This is a genomic window from Nonomuraea basaltis, assembly GCF_005893125.1.
In the GTDB taxonomy this organism is placed as follows: Bacteria; Actinomycetota; Actinomycetes; order Streptosporangiales; family Streptosporangiaceae; genus Nonomuraea; species Nonomuraea basaltis.
In genome coordinates, this window is the sequence record NZ_VCJS01000162.1 from 1 (window position 1) to 15,899 (window position 15,899).

The following is a 15,899-nucleotide window of genomic DNA, read 5'->3' on the forward strand; positions in this document are numbered from 1 at the left end:
CCACCGCCCCTCCCCCGCCGAGCCGCCCGGCGATCTCGGAGAACTCGGCCACCTCCCGCTCGCTGTGCACCACGAACAGGTCGCAGCCGCTGCGGAACAGCCACGCCTTCTCGGTCGCGGGCACCGAGATGCCCGGCAGCCCGCTGACGAACACCGGGCGCGGTCGCAGCCCCGCCAGCACCTCGGCCACCAGCACGTCCACGACCGGGCCCGTGCAGGCCACGAGGATCACGTCAGGCTGCGCGCGCTCGGCCGCCCGGCGCACCGACCGGGCCGACAGCACCGGAGGCGCCTCCCGGTCGCCGACGCGCCCACTCATTGAGGCGGCGATCTGCTCGGGCGAGGGCGCGATCGGCGTGCGCACCACCACCAGATCCGTCACGCAGCCCTCGGGCAGGTCGGCGAGCAGGCAGGCCGCCCACTTCAGGTACGAGTCGGAGTCGGCAACCGCCAACACTTTCAACCGGACACTCCAGTCAGATGCGAGCGAAGGGCGGGGACCGCCCTGCTGGTCCACCAGTCATCGGGAACGTCCACGGGCTCGACGGCGACGCCGCGCGGGCTGAGCAGCACCCGCAGCGAGGTGATCGCGGTCGAGGGAAGGCTGAGCACCCGCTGGCTCGGGTCCAGGCCGCGCAGGGTCAGCTCGGCGGGCACGCCGACGTCGTGGACGGTGATGCCGGGGCGCTCCCGGATCAGCGCGACGTCCACGGGGTCCTCGCGGCGGTGCGGGTAGTAGGCGAGCGGCTCCTGCGAGGCGAGGTTCGTCAGCCAGCGCATGTAGTGGTCGCGGTGGACCAGGCCGTTCCTGACGAGCGAGGTGCCCAGGACGACGGTGCGCTCGGCGGGGCCCTCGGAGCTGGGCGGCTGGGAACGCAGCCAGGCGAAGTCATGGCGGACGAGGTCGACGCCGGCGCGGCGGACGGCCTCCTCCAGCTTGTCGTCCACGCTGAGCGCGGTGAAGACGGAGACCTTGCTCAGGCGCAGCCGCAGCGCGGCGGCCAGGCCCAGCACGGCGCGCAGCTTGGCCGGCTGCGCGCGCGCCCGCAGCAACGGCCGGTACGGGCCGGCAGCCAGCAGCTCCAGCAGCCGGATCGTGGCCAGTCCGTCGTCGACGATGACGATGTGGCCAGGGTTGGAGGTCAGCCAGCGCAGCTGCACCTTGCCGGAGAAGGCGTCGCCCACGGCCTGCACGCGCCGGGGCATGCGCTCGCGCGGCTCGGCCAGCTCCAGGCCGTCGGGCAGCCCGAGGGAGCGCAGCTCCTTGCGCGTGGCCTTCAACGGCCGCAGGCCCGCTCGCGGTACGACGGCCGTCGCGGGCCCGAGGAGCCCGGCATGGTGGGCCTCGACGGCGCACAGCATCTGGAGCGGAGACTCCACCCAGGCCGACGCCTGTTCGACCACTCGTCGCCCTCCCAGCCGGGTGATGGCCCGTTCATGACCGCTCTAAATTAGCCCGGCCGCCTTAAGCCGCCTGGAACGCGACGTGAACAATGGAGGCCATGAACTCGCTTTTGCTCAACACCGACGGCGTGCAGATTCCGCAGCTCGGATTCGGCGTCTGGCAGATTCCCAGCGGCGAGGCGGAGCAAGCCGTGCGTACCGCCCTGGAGGCCGGCTACCGGCACATCGACACCGCCGCCGCGTACGGCAACGAGGAAGGCGTGGGGCGGGCCGTGCGCGGCTGCGGACTGCCGCGCGAGAAGGTGTTCGTCACCACCAAGCTGTGGAACGCCGACCACGGCCGCGCCGAGGAGGCCTTCGACGAGAGCCTGGCCCGGCTGGGACTCGACTACGTAGACCTTTTCCTCATCCACTGGCCGGTCCCGAAGCAGGACAAGTACGTCCAGGCGTGGGGGGCGCTGGAGAAGATCTACCGTGACGGGCGGGCGAGGGCCATCGGCACCTCCAACTTCACCGTGAAGACGCTCACCCGGCTGATTGACGAGACCGACATCACGCCGTCGATCAACCAGATCGAGCTGCACCCCTACCTCCAGCAGCGCGAGATGCGCGCCTTCCACGAGGCCAACGGCATCCTGACCGAGGCGTGGAGCCCTCTGGGCCAGGGCAAGGGGCTGCTCAACGACCCGGCGCTGGCCGTGCTGTCGGAGAAGCACGGCAGGACGCCCGCGCAGATCGTGCTCCGCTGGCACCTGCAGCTCGGCAGCGTCGTCATCCCCAAGTCCGCAACCCCGTCGCGGATCGCCGAGAACATCAAGGTCTTCGACTTCATCCTCGACACCGAGGACATCGCCGCGATCGGCGCGCTGAACCGGAGCAGGCGCATCGGGCCCGACCCCGACACGTTCGACATGACCTGAAACGTCTACGATCTCGCCTTGTGCGAGATTTTACGTGGGGTATAGCGGCGACAGGCGGCATCGCGCGGACCGTGGGGGCGGCCATCGTGGCCGAGCCCGGGATGCGGGTGGCCGCCGTGGGATCCAGGAACCTGGGCCGGGCGCAGGCCCTGGCCGCGACGCTGGGCGCGGAGTCGGCCTACGACTCCTACGAGCGGCTGTGCGCCGATCCGGCCGTGGACGCGATCTACGTGGCCACTCCGCACGCCCAGCACCTGCAGGTCGCCGAGGCCGCCATCGCCGCCGGCAAGGCCGTGCTGTGCGAGAAGCCGCTGGCCGCCACCGTGGACGACGCCGAGAAGATGGTGCGCCTGGCACGGGAGGCGGGCGTCTTCCTGATGGAGGCGATGTGGATGAGGTTCAATCCCCTCATCCAGAAGATCGCGGCCGACCCGCGCTTCGGCGAGATCCGCTCCGTGCAGGCCTCCTTCGGCTTCGCCCTGCCCTACGATCCCGCACACCGGCTGTGGGCGCCGGAGCTGGGCGGCGGCGCCCTGCTCGACCTGGGGATCTACCCGTTCGGGCTGGCCCAGCTACTCCTGGGCATGCCCTCTGAGCTGCGCGTCACCGGCTCCCTGGCCCCGAACGGGGTGGACGCGGAGACCGGCGGCGTGCTGCTCTACCCCGGCGGCAGACACGCTCTCGTGACGACCTCGTTGCTCGGGAATTACCCGAACAACGCCAGCGTTGTAGGGACCCAGATGCGGGCGGACATCCAGGCGCCGTTCTGGTCGCCGCAGCGGATCCTCCTCACCGGGCCCTCCTCGGAGCCGGAAGAGCACGTGCTCGATCCGGCCGACAACGGATACGCCGGGGAGCTCCGCGAAGTCCGCGCCGCGACAGCCGAGGGCAGGACCGAGAGTTCGATCATGCCTCTCGACGAATCCCTCGCCATGATGGGGCTTCTGGCCGACGCTCGCAGACAACTCGCCTAGCTGGGCGTTTATGGACTTGTAATCCTTTTGCATCATGCATTACCTTATGACTCATCTTGAGTCATACGTCCGGTTTATCCGGCTATGTCCGACCATCGCTAGACAGATCACAGGATAGGCCTGTGACCGCTGAATCCGCCCGCGGGCGGAACCGGGGACCCATTGTCCTTGGGGCGAATCGGCACTCCGGTGCCGTAGGGCAGCTTCCACGCCCGAGCCCGTCAGCTAACCCGGTAAGCGGTATGGAAGCAAGGAGCAACCCCCTCGATGGCCAAGTACCGTCTTACCGCTGCCGCAAAGCACAACATCGCCCGCGCCGTCCTCGGCGCGACCATCGTCACCTGCGCCATCGGCGCCCACACCACCACGGCCGGAGCCAAGACCGCCCAGGCCGGACAGGCGGTCACCGCCGTCGACGACCACGCCGGCGTCAACACCCAAGAGACCAAGGTCAACGTCACCGCCGCCCAGGTCCTCGCCCTGGCCAGGGCCCAGGTCGGCACCAGCGAGAACGCCGCCGGCGGCGGCACCCCGTACCAGCAGTGGTACGCCAACTCGCAACGCGCCGCCGAGACCATCGCCCGCGACGGCGGCAACCGGGCCGCGTACCTGAACGCCGCCTGGTGCGCGATGTTCGTCTCCTGGGTCGGCGAGCAGACCGGCGCCCGCCCGCAGGTCGGCTGGGACGCCTACACCGTCACCCACGCCAAGTGGTTCAGGGCGAACAACCGCTTCGGCACCCTCGCCAAGCCCGGCGCCGTGGTGTTCTTCTCCTGGAGTAGCAGCAAGGACCTCACCGACATCAACCACATGGGGTTCGTCGTGAAGGACAATCAGGACGGCACCATCTCCACCATCGAGGGCAACACCGGCAACGGCCGGGTCGAAGAGCGAGTCCGGCCGAAGTCGGAGGTCGTCGGCTACGGCTACCCCTCCTACGCCGGCTGACCCACACCCACACGCAGGATCACGAGCGCGCGCCCCGCACGGGACGCGCGCTCGTCCCGTTTCCCAGCGGTTCAGCCGTCCATGAGCGCCAGGTGAGCGTCCTCAAGGGTGGAGCCTCCCGGCTTCACCCCGCCACGGTCTCAGCCGAGAAAGAACCGCGCCAGGGCCCCGGCCACGGCGGCCGGATCGTTCTCCATCGGAATGTGGCCCGCCTCCGGGATGCGCACCAGGGTTGTGTTCGGGATCTCGGCGGCGAACCGCTCGGCGTACCCGACCTGCTGGAAGGTGTCGTCCTCGCCCCAGACCAGCAGCTTCGGCGTCCGATCGGCCTCCAGCGCGGGCACCAGGTCGAGGGTGTAGCGGCCGTCGGCCGCACCCGCCAGCGCCATCCACGACCGGCGCACCCGCGCGTCGTGCCACGGATCCAGGTAGTCGGCCAGCTCCGCCTCCGTCGCGGGACGGGCCAGCGCGGTCGTGATGGCCGTACGGCGGGCGGCCAGCAGCTCTTCCGCGGTCACGGCCGCCACCACGTCCGGGTCGCGGAAGCGGGCCACGCCCGGCACCGGCCACGAGTCGTATGTGACCGAGTTGACCAGCGCCAGCCGCCGCACCTTCACCTCCCCGCCGGCCAGCAGGTGCTGGGCCACGGCGCCACCGATGTCGTGCCCGGCCACGGCCAGCGGCTCCGCCGCGCCCACCGCCGCGGCGAACCGCGCCGCCCATCCGGCCAGCGCCGGAACCGCAGCCGTGGCGATCGTCAGCTCGCCCTCGGAACGCCCCAAACCCGGCAGGTCGACCGCGACGGGACGCAGCCCGGCCGCGGCCAGGTCGTCCAGCACAGGCAGCCAGGCCCGGCTCCAGTACGTTCCGTGCAGCAGCAACACCACCGGACCCCGCGAACCCGCCGTCAAATAGCTGGCCCGCCGCCCGTCGACCTCGATCGTCATGCGCTCAGACATGGCATAACCATCCTGTTCTGACCAACCGGCGGTCAAATACCACTTAGGGTATGCCGGTATGACATTGGCGCAGCTCCGAGCCCTGATCGCGGTCGCCGAGCACGGCGGATTCACTGCCGCCGCCGACCACACCGGCATGTCGCAGCCCGCCGTCAGCCGCGCGATCGCCGCCCTGGAGCGCGAGCTCGGCGCGGCCCTGTTCGTGCGCCACCGCGCCGCGAGGGAGCGCCGACGCCTGGAGGAGCCGCCGAACGGAGTGAGGCATGAGCACGGCATCGCCCTCACCGAGGCCGGCCGCCGCGCGGTCGACCGGGCCCGCGAGGCGCTGCGCCACTTCGACCTCATCCGCGCCGACGTGGCGGCCGCCGCCGGCGAGACCACCGGCGAGCTGCGCCTGGCCAGCCTGCCCAGCGCCACCGGAACGCTCATCGCGCGGCTGCTGCGCGCGTTCACCGACCGCTACCCGCAGGTCCGGGTACGCCTGTTCGAGGGCGTCGACGACGACATCCGCGCCTGGCTGCGCCGCGGGGCCGCCGAGATCGGCGTCGTCACCCTGCCCGCCCCCGGCCTGGACACCGTGCCGCTCAGCACCCACGACATGGTGGCCGCGCTGCCCGCCGGCCACCCGCTGGCCAGGCGGCCGGTGGTCCACATCGCCGAGCTGGCCGGACAGCCGTTCATCCTGACCACCGCCGGCTGCCGGCCGCTGATCATGACGGCTGCGCGGGAGTCGGAGGTGCGGCTCGACATCGCCTTCGAGGCCAGCGGGCCCGCCGCGATCCTGGAGATGATCGCCGCCGGGCTGGGGGTCAGCATCGTGCCCACCCTCGGCCTGCCGGCCGACCTCGGCACGGTCGTCACCCGGCCGCTGGAGCCGCGGACGACCCGCTCGCTGGCCCTGGCCGTCCCGTCGCTGCCCGACTGCGGCCCGGCGGTGCGCGCCTTCCTCGACCAGGTGGACGCCGAGCTGAGCGCCTTTACAATGTAGATTTATCGATTGCCCGGGGTGAAGGCGACTGGCAGCGCTGTCGCGGGGCCGCACGGCCCGCACGACCAGCGCCGAGATCGCGCTGCGGCGGTTCATGGCCGGGCAGGGTGGTCGCATACGAGGGCGGTCGCAAGAACGATCCGGGCTGGCAGTTCGAAACGGGACTCGAGTACGTTCTTGACGGCATCGCCGCCCGGCTGTTCGCGAAATAGTTTCCCGTGGACGTGTCGATCCGCCCGGCGGCCGTTCGACGCGTCGGCGAGACGCGGCACGTGCGAAAGGGAGAAGGACAACGATGAAGTTCATGATCGTGGGCAAGGGCAACGCCGATACCGAGGCCGGGGTGCTGCCCAGCCAGGAGTACATCGGGCAGATGCACGCCTACAACGACTCGCTGGCCAAGGCCGGGGTGATGCTGGCGGGCGAGGGACTCTATCCCAGCTCGCACGGCGCCCAGATCGCCTACAGCGGCGGCAAGGCGACCGTGATCGACGGGCCGTTCACCGAGGCCAAGGAGCTCATCGCCGGATTCTGGCTGATCCAGGTCAAGTCCAGGGAAGAGGCCATCGAGTGGGCGCTGCGCCTGCCGGTGCCGCCCGGGGAAGAGGGGGTTGGACTGCACGTGTGGCAGGTGTTCGACGCCTCGGACGTACCGGACGACTCGATGCCGCCGGAGGCGCGCGAGTACGAGGAGGCCCTGCGCGAGCGCCTCGGCATGGACGACCACGGCGCCTGACGGAGGCGGCAGGGGCGTTCGGCAGGTTGCGATCTGGCGGCCGGTGCTGGTCTGATAGCCGGTGATGGCTGCTTCCGACACACACCGGACGATCGAGGCGGTATGGCGGATCGAGGCGGCCCGGCTCATCGCCGGGCTCGCCCGGCTGGTGCGCGACGTCGGCCTGGCCGAGGAGCTGGCGCAGGACGCGCTGGTCGCCGCCTTGGAGCAGTGGCCGGAATCCGGTGTGCCGCGCAACCCCGGCGCCTGGCTGATGACCGTGTCCAAGCGCCGCGCCATCGACATGATCCGCAGGAACGAGCGCTTCGAACGCAACCTCGTCGAGCTCGGGCACCGGCTGGAGCATGAGGACGAGCCGCCCGAGGTCGACGAGATCGAGGACGATCTGCTGCGGCTGGTGTTCACCGCCTGCCATCCCGTGCTGTCGACGGAGGCGCGGGTGGCGCTGACGCTGCGCGTGCTCGGCGGGCTGACCACCGACGAGATCGCGCGCGCGTTCCTGGTCCCGGAGTCCACGGTGGCGCAGCGCATCGTCCGCGCCAAGCGAACCCTCGCCGACAAGCAGATCCCCTTCGAGGTCCCGCAGGGCGCCGAGCTGGCGGGGCGCCTGGCGGCCGTGCTGGAGGTCATCTACCTGATCTTCAACGAGGGCTACTCGGCCACGGCCGGGGACGACTGGATGCGCCCCGCCCTGTGCGAGGACGCCCTGCGGCTGGGCCGGGTCCTGGCGGGCCTGATGCCCGAGGAATCCGAGGTCCACGGTCTGGTCGCGCTCATGGAGATCCAGGCGTCCAGGTCGGCCGCCCGCGTGGGCCCAGCCGGGGAGCCGATCCTGCTCCTCGATCAGAACAGGGCCCGCTGGGACCGGCTCCTCATCGGCCGCGGTCTGGACGCCCTCGGCCGAGCCGAGAAGCTCGGCGACACCCTCGGGCCCTACGCGCTCCAGGCCGCCATCGCCGCCTGCCACGCCCGGGCCGTCAACCCGGAGGACACCGACTGGGTCCGGATCGCGGGGCTGTACGAAGCGCTGGCCAAGCTGTCCCGCTCCCCCGTCGTCGAGCTCAACCGGGCCGTCGCCCTGTCCATGGCGTACGGGCCCGCGGTGGGCCTTCAACTCCTGGACCAGATCGTGGACGAGCCGTCACTGAAGGACTATCACCTGCTGCCCAGCGTGCGGGGAGACCTGCTGTTCAAACTGGGGCGGGTGGGGGAAGCACGGGCGGAGTTCGAGCGGGCGGCCGCGATGACCCGCAACGCCCGCGAACGCGCCCTCCTGGAGGAACGCGCCGCCGCCTGCTGAGACTCGGGCGACGATCACCGGCATTCGCGTAACACCGCAAGCCCGCGACAGGCTATGGACGCCCGACGCTGATGTAGGTGAAGCCGAGCGCGCGCATCCCGGCCGGGTCCAGCAGGTTGCGGCCGTCGTAGAACACCGGCCGCCGCATCGCCCAGGCGGCCTGCGCCCAGTCGACCTCCTTGAGCTGCGGCCACTCCGTGACAACGATGGCCGCGTCCGCACCGTCGACCGCCGACTCCGGCGTTGCATGACGGCTCGTCGACGTCCAGGGTTCGGCCTCGGCCGTGCGGGCCATCGGATCCCAGCAGCGCACCTCGGCGCCCTCGGCCAGCAGCCGGGTCGCCAGCACCGTGCTCGGCGCCTCCCGCATGTCGTCCGTCCCCGGCTTGAACGTCAGCCCGAGCAGCGCCACCCGCGCACCCACCAGCGTGCCCAGCTCGTCTTTGAGTCTCTGGATCGCCCGGCGTTTCTGCAGGTTGTTGACCTCGATCACGGCCGAGAGCAGCTGCAAATGGTAGCCGGTGTTGTTGGCCAGCTGCCGCAGCGCCTCGGAGTCCTTCGGGAAGCAGGAGCCGCCCCAGCCGATGCCCGGACGCAGGAAGTGCCGGCCGAGACGGTGGTCCAGGCCGACGGCGTGGGCCACCTCCTCGACGTCGGCACCGGTCTTCTCGCACAAGGTGGCGATCTCGTTGATGAAACTGATCTTCGTCGCGAGCAGCGCGTTCGAGGCCAGCTTCACCATCTCGGCGGACCGCACGTCCATCATGACGACCGGTCCGTCGACGCCCTCGTGCAGGTCCGAGATCAGGCGGGCGGTCGCCTCGTCGGAGGCTCCGACGACGACCCGGTCCGGGTGCAGGAAGTCGTTGACCGCCGTGCCCTCGGCGGTGAACTCCGGGTTCGAGGCGTACCCGACGTGGGCGAGACCGGCCGCGTCCAGCACGGCCCGCACCCGCGTACCCGTCCCCACCGGCACGGTGGACTTCACCACCACCGCCCGCAGATGCGCCGCGCCCTCCAGCGACTTCACCACGGCCCACACCCGCGAAAGGTCCGCATCGCCCGACGCCGACGGCGGCGTGTCCACGCACACGTACGCGATCTCAGCGCCGTCCAGAGCCTCCCGGAGATCCAAGGTGAACGTCAGGCGCTCCTTGTTCCGCACCATCATCTCGCTCAGCCCTGGCTCGTAGATCGGCACCTCGCCGGACCGTAAAATCCTGATCTTCTCTGGGTCGATGTCCCGGAACACCACCCGGTGACCGAACTCGGCGAGACAGACACCGGTCACCAGACCGATGTAACCAGCACCGAACACAGCCACCCGCCGTTGCGGCGTGCCAACCATGGCCGACCATCCGTTCTCACGCGGCCCAACCCCAATCCACCCGCTGTCTGGGGAGTCAGCGCCGAAGCCTGCGAAGGATGACCACCCTAACGCGCCAGCCGCAATCTCCTTGGTCATCAGGGGCCGATGCCATCATTTCCCGAAATCCCGGTCCGCGGGACGGCGCACAGCCAACCGCGTCCCCCGCCCGCCATACGGGGGGACGGCCCGTCATGCGCCGGTTATCCCCCATCGCCCAACGGGTCCAGCACGTTACGAGCGTGACTATCACACGCCGGTGTGGGACTCCGGCCAACCGCTCGAGGCGGGCCCCCGCCGGCCCACCCGGTAACCAGGCAAGAGGCGGGCGCGAGAGCGAGCGGAGTGAGCGGGTTTTCGGGGGATCAAAGAGGCTGGGAACCCTGGTCATGACTGGGTGGCGCAACCCGAAGCAAGGGGGAGGGGTCCGGGCGACATGCCCCGAAGCGACACGAAAGATGTCTCTTGTGGTGGGAGCGCTCCCAATCCGCTCTTTGCGAGGTATAGGGTCTAATATCCGGTTTCATGATGACAAATCGCACCATTGGTAACGGTTGCGTTTCGGTGGATTGACGTGCAGACCCCGTAAGTGCACCCTTTGTGGGAGCGCTCCCAAAGACTCCCACCGCGGCGGAGCGTGTGCCGCGGTGCACTCCCCCAACATTCACCCGAGAAGGGGTCCACCATGATGATCAGCAAGCGTCGCGGCGGTCTTGCCGCGGCCTCGGTCCTGGCAGCGGCGGCGCTGACCGTCGCTTCGTGCGGTTCCGGCAGCACTCCGGAATCCAGCGCTCCCGCCTCATCGGCGGCGGCAGAGCCGGTCACGATCCGCGTGCAGACCTTCGGCGGCGGCACGAACTTCGGCTACAAGAACGCCATCGCCAAGTGGAACGCGGAGCACAAGGACATCCAGATCAAGGAGGAGCACCTCACCGACCAGTTCGAGCAGCAGTACTGGCCGCAGATGATCCAGTGGCTGCAGGCCGGCAACGGCGCGGGCGACGTGGTCGGCATCGACGAGGGCGGCATGGGCCTGGCCAAGGCGCACCCCGAGTGGTGGGCCGACCTGAAGGAGTACGGCCTGGAGTCCCGCAAGGCCGACTTCCCCGCCTGGAAGTGGGAGAACGGCGTCTCCACCGACGGCAAGGTGTTCGGCCTGGGCACCGACATCGGCGGCATGAGCCTCTGCTACCGCACGGACCTGTTCAAGAAGGCCGGGCTGCCGACCGACCGCGACAAGGTCAGCGCGCTGTGGCCGACGTGGGACGAGTTCATGAAGGTCGGCCAGCAGTTCCAGTCCAAGGTCAAGGACAGCAAGTGGGCTGACGGCACCAACACGCTCTACCAGGTGCTGCTGTACCAGGAGGCGGCCAAGAACGGCGGCGTCTCCTACTTCGACCAGAGCAACAAGCTCATCGTCGACACGAACCCGGCGGTGAAGACGGCGTTCGACTTCGCCTCGAAGATGAGCCAGCAGGGGCTGACCGCCAAGCTGCGCAACTTCACCGACGAGTGGGCGGCGGGCACCCAGAAGGGCGCGTTCGCCACGCTCGGCTGCCCGTCGTGGATGCTCGGCGTGGTCAGCGGGAACGCCGGCGACGCGGGCAAGGGCAAGTGGGACGTGGCCGCGGTGCCCGGCGGCGGCGGCAACTGGGGCGGCTCCTGGCTGGCCGTTCCGAAGCAGTCCAAGCACCCGAAGGAAGCCGCCATGGTCGCCGACTACCTGACCCAGGCGGAGACCGAGGCGAGCATCTTCACGGACTTCGGCAACATGCCGAGCAACACCAAGGCTCAGCAGGACCCCGCCGTGCAGGGCGCCAAGAACGAGTTCTTCAACGACGCCCCCATCGGTGACGTCTTCGCCAAGTCCGCGGCGAGCCTCCAGCCGGTCTTCCTCGGCGTGAAGCACGCCCAGGTCAAGAACGCCATCGAGTCGGTCATCCAGGGCATGGACGACGGCTCCGTCCCCCACGACAAGGCCTGGCAGCAGCTGATCGACGACGCGGTCAAGGCCGCGGGCTGATCTCCCCGCCCGGCCCGCGACCAGCGGGCCGGGCACGTTGCCGCTGAAAGGTCTGTTATGAGCCTCGACACCCTTCCACGGGCGGAGCGGAGCAACCACCGCCGCGACCGCCCGCCCGGCCGCCGCTGGCGTTCCCGCCTGGACGTCAAAGCGATGCCGTACGCCCTGGTGTCCCCGTACTTCCTCCTGTTCGCCGCCTTCGGGCTCTTCCCGCTGGCCTTCACGCTGTACTACTCGCTCTACGACTACGACCTGGCCGGCACCACCGAGTGGACCGGGCTGGGCAACTACGCCGCGCTGCTGCAGGACGACCATTTCTGGCGGGCCGTGATCAACACGGTGGGCATGTTCGTCATCGCCACCGTCCCCCAGATGCTGCTGGCGCTGTTCCTGGCCAACGCGCTCAACAAGCGCTTCAGGTTCCGCCTGGTGATCCGGATGAGCGTGCTGCTGCCGCTGGTGACCTCGGTGGTCGCGGTCGCGGTGGTGTTCACGCAGTTGTACGCCCGCGACTGGGGCCTGATCAACTGGATCCTGAGCTGGTTCGGCGTCGACGCCACGAACTGGCGGGCCGAGCGCATCCCGTCGTGGATCGCCATCGCCACCATGGTCGACTGGCGCTGGACCGGCTACAACGCGATCATCTTCCTGGCCGGCATGCAGACGATCCCCCGCGACCTGTACGAGGCCGCCGCGATCGACGGCGCGTCACGGCGCCGCCAGTTCTGGCAGATCACCCTGCCGATGCTGCGCCCGACCATGATCTTCGTGGTGCTGAACTCGACGATCGGCGGCCTGACGCTGTTCTCCGAGCCGACCACGTTCTACAACGGCAACGTCGACGGCGGGTCGCAGGGCCAGTTCCAGACGGTCGCCATGTTCATCGTCAAGCAGGGCTTCCGCGAGTTCGACTACGGCTACGCCTCCGCGGCCGCGTGGCTGCTGTTCCTGCTCATCCTCGTAGGAGCGCTCATCAACTTCCTGTTCGTGCGCAGGATCGGGGGCTCGAAATGACCAACTGGTCACCGACCGTCATCACCCGGGTCATGCTCGGCCTGGCCGTCGTGCTGTCGGCGTTCCCGCTGTACTGGATGCTGGTCATCGCCTCGCGCACCAACGCGGACGCGGTGGCGGTGCCGCCGGCGTTCCTGCCGGGCGGGAACCTGGGCGAGAACATCATCGCGGTGCTGAACAACGAGGACGCGCACTTCCTGCTGGGCCTGACGAACTCCTTCATCGTGGCGAGCGTCGTCACCGTCTCCGTGGTCATCATCTCGACGCTGGCCGGGTTCTCCTTCGCCAACCTGAACTTCAAGGGCCGGAACCTGCTGCTGGTGCTCGTCCTGCTGACGATGGCGGTGCCGCTGCAGCAGATGGGCGTCGTGCCGCTCTACCGGCTCATGGTGAGCCTGGAGTGGACGGGCACGCTCACGGCGGTCATCCTGCCGTACCTGCTCAACGGGTTCGGCGTGTTCCTGATGACGCAGTACACGCGGCAGGCCGTGCCGATGGAGCTCGTCGAGGCGGCCCGGGTGGACGGCGCAGCCACGCTGCGGATCTGGTGGAACGTCGTGCTGCCCGCCGTACGTCCCGGCATGGCCGTGCTCGGCATCAACACGTTCATGCTCATGTGGAACGACTTCATGTGGCCGCTGATCGTGCTGACCCCGGAGAACCCCACCGTGCAGATCGCGATCACCCAGCTCAACGCCAGGTTCTCCACGAACTACACGTTGATCTTCGCGGGTACGGCACTGTCCATCATTCCGCTCATCGCAGTATTCGTCGCATTCGGCCGCCAGATCGTCGGCGGACTCATGGAAGGTGCGGTCAAGGCGTGACGACACAAGAGGAACAGACGCGTGCCGGGCTGCGCTTCCCTGCGGGCTTCGCGTGGGGCGCGGCGACCTCGGCGTACCAGATCGAGGGCGCCGTCACCGAGGACGGCCGGGGCACCTCCATCTGGGACACCTTCACCAAGACGCCGGGCCGGGTGCTCAACGGGCACAACGCGGACGTGGCCATCGACCACTACCACCGGTTCAGGGAAGACGTCGCCATCATGGCGGAGCTGGGCCTGTCGGCCTACCGCTTCTCGGTCTCCTGGCCGCGCATCCAGCCGGCCGGCTCCGGCGCGATCAACCTCAAGGGCCTGGACTTCTACAAACGGCTCACCGACGAGCTGCGCGAGAACGGCATCGATCCCTGGCTGACCCTCTACCACTGGGATCTCCCCCAGGAGCTGGAGGACAAGGGAGGCTGGCCGAACCGCGACACGGCCTACCGCTTCGCCGAGTACGCGGCGGCGGTGCACGAGGCGCTGAAGGACCACGTGCACACCTTCAGCACCGTCAACGAGCCATGGTGCGCAGCGTTCCTCGGCTACGCCTCGGGCGAGCACGCCCCCGGCCGGCGCGAGCCGCAGAACGCGATCAGGGGCGCGCACCACCTCAATCTGGCGCACGGGCTGGCCGTGCAGGCGATGGGCGCCCGGCGGGTCGGCGGCTGCGTGAACCTGTACGCGATCACGCCCGCCACCGACAGCGTGGAGGACCTGGACGCGGCGCGGCGCATCGACGGGCTGCAGAACCGGTTCTTCCTGGACGCGCTGCTGCTCGGCCGCTACCCGGAGGACGTGCTGGAGGACCTGCCCGTCGAGATCGACTTCATCCGGCCGGGCGATATGAAGACCATCGGCGCGCCCATCGACGTGCTCCTCGTCAACTACTACAGCCGCTTCACGGTCTCGGGAGCACCAGGCGGCAAGGCGTCGGCGGCGGCGGCCCCCACGGACACGGGTTCGCCGTGGGTGGGCAGCGAGCACGTGTCGTTCGTCACCGCAGGGCTTCCGGTGACGGCGATGGGCTGGGAGATCGACGAAAGCGGCCTGGTGGAGGTCCTCACGAGGGTGGCGCGGGAGTACCCGCCGATCCCGATGGTGGTCTCCGAGAACGGCGCCGCCTTCGACGACGTGCTCGTGGAGGGCCGGGTGCACGACCGGCAGCGGCAGGCGTACGTGGAGGCCCACCTCGGCGCGTGCAAGGAGGCCATCGACGCGGGCGTGCCCCTGGAGGGTTATTTCGCCTGGTCGTTGATGGATAATTTCGAGTGGGCGTGGGGTTACGGCAAGCGGTTCGGCCTGGTTCATGTGGACTTCGAGACCCAGGAACGGCTGCTGAAGGACAGCGCCCTCTGGTACTCGGAGATCATCCGGCAGAATAGGCGCCATGAACCGACCGACTCTTGAGGCTGTCGCGGCCCGGGCGGGTGTGGGCCGGGGCACGGTGTCGAGGGTCATCAACGGCTCGCCGAACGTCAGCGCCAAGGCCCGCGAGGCCGTTGAGCTGGCCATCCGCGAGCTGGGCTACGTGCCCAACCGTGCGGCACGGGCCCTGGTCACGCGCCGCACGGACACGGTGGCGCTGGTGGTGTCCGAGTCTCAGCTGCGCGTGTTCGACGAGCCCTACTTCGCCGGCACCATCCGCGGCATCGGCTCGGCGCTGGCCGAGACCGGGCTACAGCTCATCCTGGCGATGGCGCGCACTCCGGCGGAGCACGCGCGGCTGGAGCACTACCTGACGGGGCAGCACGTCGACGGCGTGCTGCTGCTCTCGCTGCACGGCGCCGACCCGCTCCCCGGCAGGCTGGAGGCGATGGGCGTGCCGACCGTGCTCGGCGGCCGCCCCGTCGGCCTCGACCCCTACAGCTACGTGGACATGGACAACAGGGCAGGGGCCCGGCAGGCTGTCAAGCATCTGCTGGGTCTCGGCCGCCGCGCGATCGCCGCGATCGCCGGCTCGCAGGACATGGGCGTGGGCGTGGACCGGCTCGCCGGCTACCGCGACGCGCTGCTGCCCACCGGCCTGCCGGAGCTGGTGGCCTACGGCGACTTCTCCGAGCACAGCGGCGCGACGGCGATGACCGAGCTGCTGGAGCGGCATCCCGATCTCGACGCGGTCTTCGCCGCGTCCGACCCGATGGCGCTGGGCGCGATGCGCGTGCTCAAGGCCGAGGGCCGGGCGATCCCGCGCGACGTGGCCGTGATCGGGTTCGACGACTCCAAGGCCGCGCTGCACGCCGACCCGCCGCTGACCACCGTCCACCAGCCGACCGAGGCCATGGGCCGGCAGATGGCGCAGCTGCTGGTGGCCCGCATCAACGGCGAGGTGCTGCGGCAGCCCGTCGTGATCCTCGACACCCATCTGGTACGCAGAGAGTCGGCCTGACCGGGCGATACGGATATGTGTCGCGGGATCCAGAGGTGCCGCCTGAGAGGAGTGC

At 69.7% G+C, this 15,899-nt stretch carries 15 protein-coding genes and 1 riboswitch; of the genes, 11 read left to right on the forward strand and 4 right to left on the reverse strand.

Annotated features, from left to right (window positions below; translation table 11 throughout):
• Together EJK15_RS48045 and EJK15_RS48050 are read right to left on the reverse strand one after the other, a co-directional pair.
• Nucleotides 1–457, reverse strand: a 457-nt coding sequence (locus EJK15_RS48045; RefSeq protein ID WP_338089929.1) for a DUF6716 putative glycosyltransferase, incomplete at its 3' end; no start/stop codon positions are given.
• 2 nt (nt 458–459) lie between these two features.
• Nucleotides 460–1,404 (reverse strand): hypothetical protein, encoded by a 945-nt coding sequence (locus EJK15_RS48050; protein WP_138717156.1) that lies wholly within the window; start codon nt 1,402–1,404, stop codon nt 460–462.
• A 98-nt stretch (nt 1,405–1,502) separates the two neighbouring features.
• On the opposite strand from EJK15_RS48050, the gene EJK15_RS48055 reads away from it, so the two are divergent.
• The 3 genes from EJK15_RS48055 to EJK15_RS48065 all read left to right on the forward strand — a co-directional run bounded on the left by EJK15_RS48055 (nt 1,503) and on the right by EJK15_RS48065 (nt 4,246).
• Nucleotides 1,503–2,324, forward strand: coding sequence for an aldo/keto reductase (locus EJK15_RS48055; protein ID WP_138717157.1), 822 nt, complete (start codon nt 1,503–1,505; stop codon nt 2,322–2,324).
• A gap of 20 nt (nt 2,325–2,344) precedes the next feature.
• Nucleotides 2,345–3,298 (forward strand): Gfo/Idh/MocA family protein, encoded by a 954-nt coding sequence (locus tag EJK15_RS48060; protein ID WP_206061554.1) that lies wholly within the window; start codon nt 2,345–2,347, stop codon nt 3,296–3,298.
• A 117-nt stretch (nt 3,299–3,415) separates the two neighbouring features.
• A riboswitch (cyclic di-AMP (ydaO/yuaA leader) is annotated at nt 3,416–3,553 on the forward strand.
• A 12-nt stretch (nt 3,554–3,565) separates the two neighbouring features.
• Nucleotides 3,566–4,246 (forward strand): CHAP domain-containing protein, encoded by a 681-nt coding sequence (locus tag EJK15_RS48065; RefSeq protein ID WP_138717158.1) that lies wholly within the window; start codon nt 3,566–3,568, stop codon nt 4,244–4,246.
• 140 nt (nt 4,247–4,386) lie between these two features.
• On the opposite strand, the gene EJK15_RS48070 is transcribed toward EJK15_RS48065, so the two are convergent.
• Nucleotides 4,387–5,205 (reverse strand): alpha/beta fold hydrolase, encoded by an 819-nt coding sequence (locus tag EJK15_RS48070; RefSeq protein WP_138717159.1) that lies wholly within the window; start codon nt 5,203–5,205, stop codon nt 4,387–4,389.
• Nucleotides 5,206–5,263: 58 nt separating this feature from the next.
• Here EJK15_RS48070 and EJK15_RS48075 point away from each other — a divergent pair, with 58 nt between their 5' ends.
• The 3 genes from EJK15_RS48075 (at nt 5,264) to EJK15_RS48085 (ending at nt 8,229) form a co-directional block, all read left to right on the forward strand.
• Complete coding sequence (locus EJK15_RS48075) at nt 5,264–6,193, forward strand: LysR family transcriptional regulator (protein WP_138717160.1); 930 nt, start codon at nt 5,264–5,266, stop codon at nt 6,191–6,193.
• Nucleotides 6,194–6,488: 295 nt separating this feature from the next.
• Entirely contained in the window at nt 6,489–6,929 is a 441-nt protein-coding gene (locus EJK15_RS48080) for a YciI family protein (RefSeq protein ID WP_138717161.1), read from the forward strand.
• Nucleotides 6,930–6,993: 64 nt separating this feature from the next.
• On the forward strand, nt 6,994–8,229 hold the full coding sequence (locus EJK15_RS48085; RefSeq protein ID WP_138717162.1) for an RNA polymerase sigma factor: 1,236 nt from the start codon (nt 6,994–6,996) through the stop codon (nt 8,227–8,229).
• Nucleotides 8,230–8,281: 52 nt separating this feature from the next.
• On the opposite strand, the gene EJK15_RS48090 is transcribed toward EJK15_RS48085, so the two are convergent.
• A complete protein-coding gene (locus tag EJK15_RS48090; protein ID WP_138717163.1) occupies nt 8,282–9,577 on the reverse strand; it encodes a UDP-glucose dehydrogenase family protein in 1,296 nt (431 codons plus the stop codon).
• 703 nt (nt 9,578–10,280) lie between these two features.
• On the opposite strand from EJK15_RS48090, the gene EJK15_RS48095 reads away from it, so the two are divergent.
• From EJK15_RS48095 to EJK15_RS48115, 5 genes are read left to right on the forward strand one after another with little or no spacing between them, the layout of a single operon-like run.
• Complete coding sequence (locus tag EJK15_RS48095) at nt 10,281–11,618, forward strand: extracellular solute-binding protein (protein ID WP_138717164.1); 1,338 nt, start codon at nt 10,281–10,283, stop codon at nt 11,616–11,618.
• Between the two features lie 57 nt (nt 11,619–11,675).
• Complete coding sequence (locus tag EJK15_RS48100) at nt 11,676–12,632, forward strand: carbohydrate ABC transporter permease (protein WP_138717165.1); 957 nt, start codon at nt 11,676–11,678, stop codon at nt 12,630–12,632.
• Nucleotides 12,629–13,459 carry a carbohydrate ABC transporter permease gene (locus tag EJK15_RS48105; RefSeq protein WP_138717166.1) on the forward strand — a complete coding sequence of 277 codons (831 nt, stop codon included), beginning with the start codon at nt 12,629–12,631 and terminating at the stop codon, nt 13,457–13,459. The genes EJK15_RS48100 and EJK15_RS48105 overlap by 4 nt, the downstream gene beginning before the upstream one ends.
• Complete coding sequence (locus tag EJK15_RS48110; protein WP_138717167.1) at nt 13,456–14,865, forward strand: GH1 family beta-glucosidase; 1,410 nt, start codon at nt 13,456–13,458, stop codon at nt 14,863–14,865. The genes EJK15_RS48105 and EJK15_RS48110 overlap by 4 nt, the downstream gene beginning before the upstream one ends.
• Nucleotides 14,846–15,844 (forward strand): LacI family DNA-binding transcriptional regulator, encoded by a 999-nt coding sequence (locus tag EJK15_RS48115; protein ID WP_138717168.1) that lies wholly within the window; start codon nt 14,846–14,848, stop codon nt 15,842–15,844. The genes EJK15_RS48110 and EJK15_RS48115 overlap by 20 nt, the downstream gene beginning before the upstream one ends.
• Nucleotides 15,845–15,899: the final 55 nt, after the last annotated feature.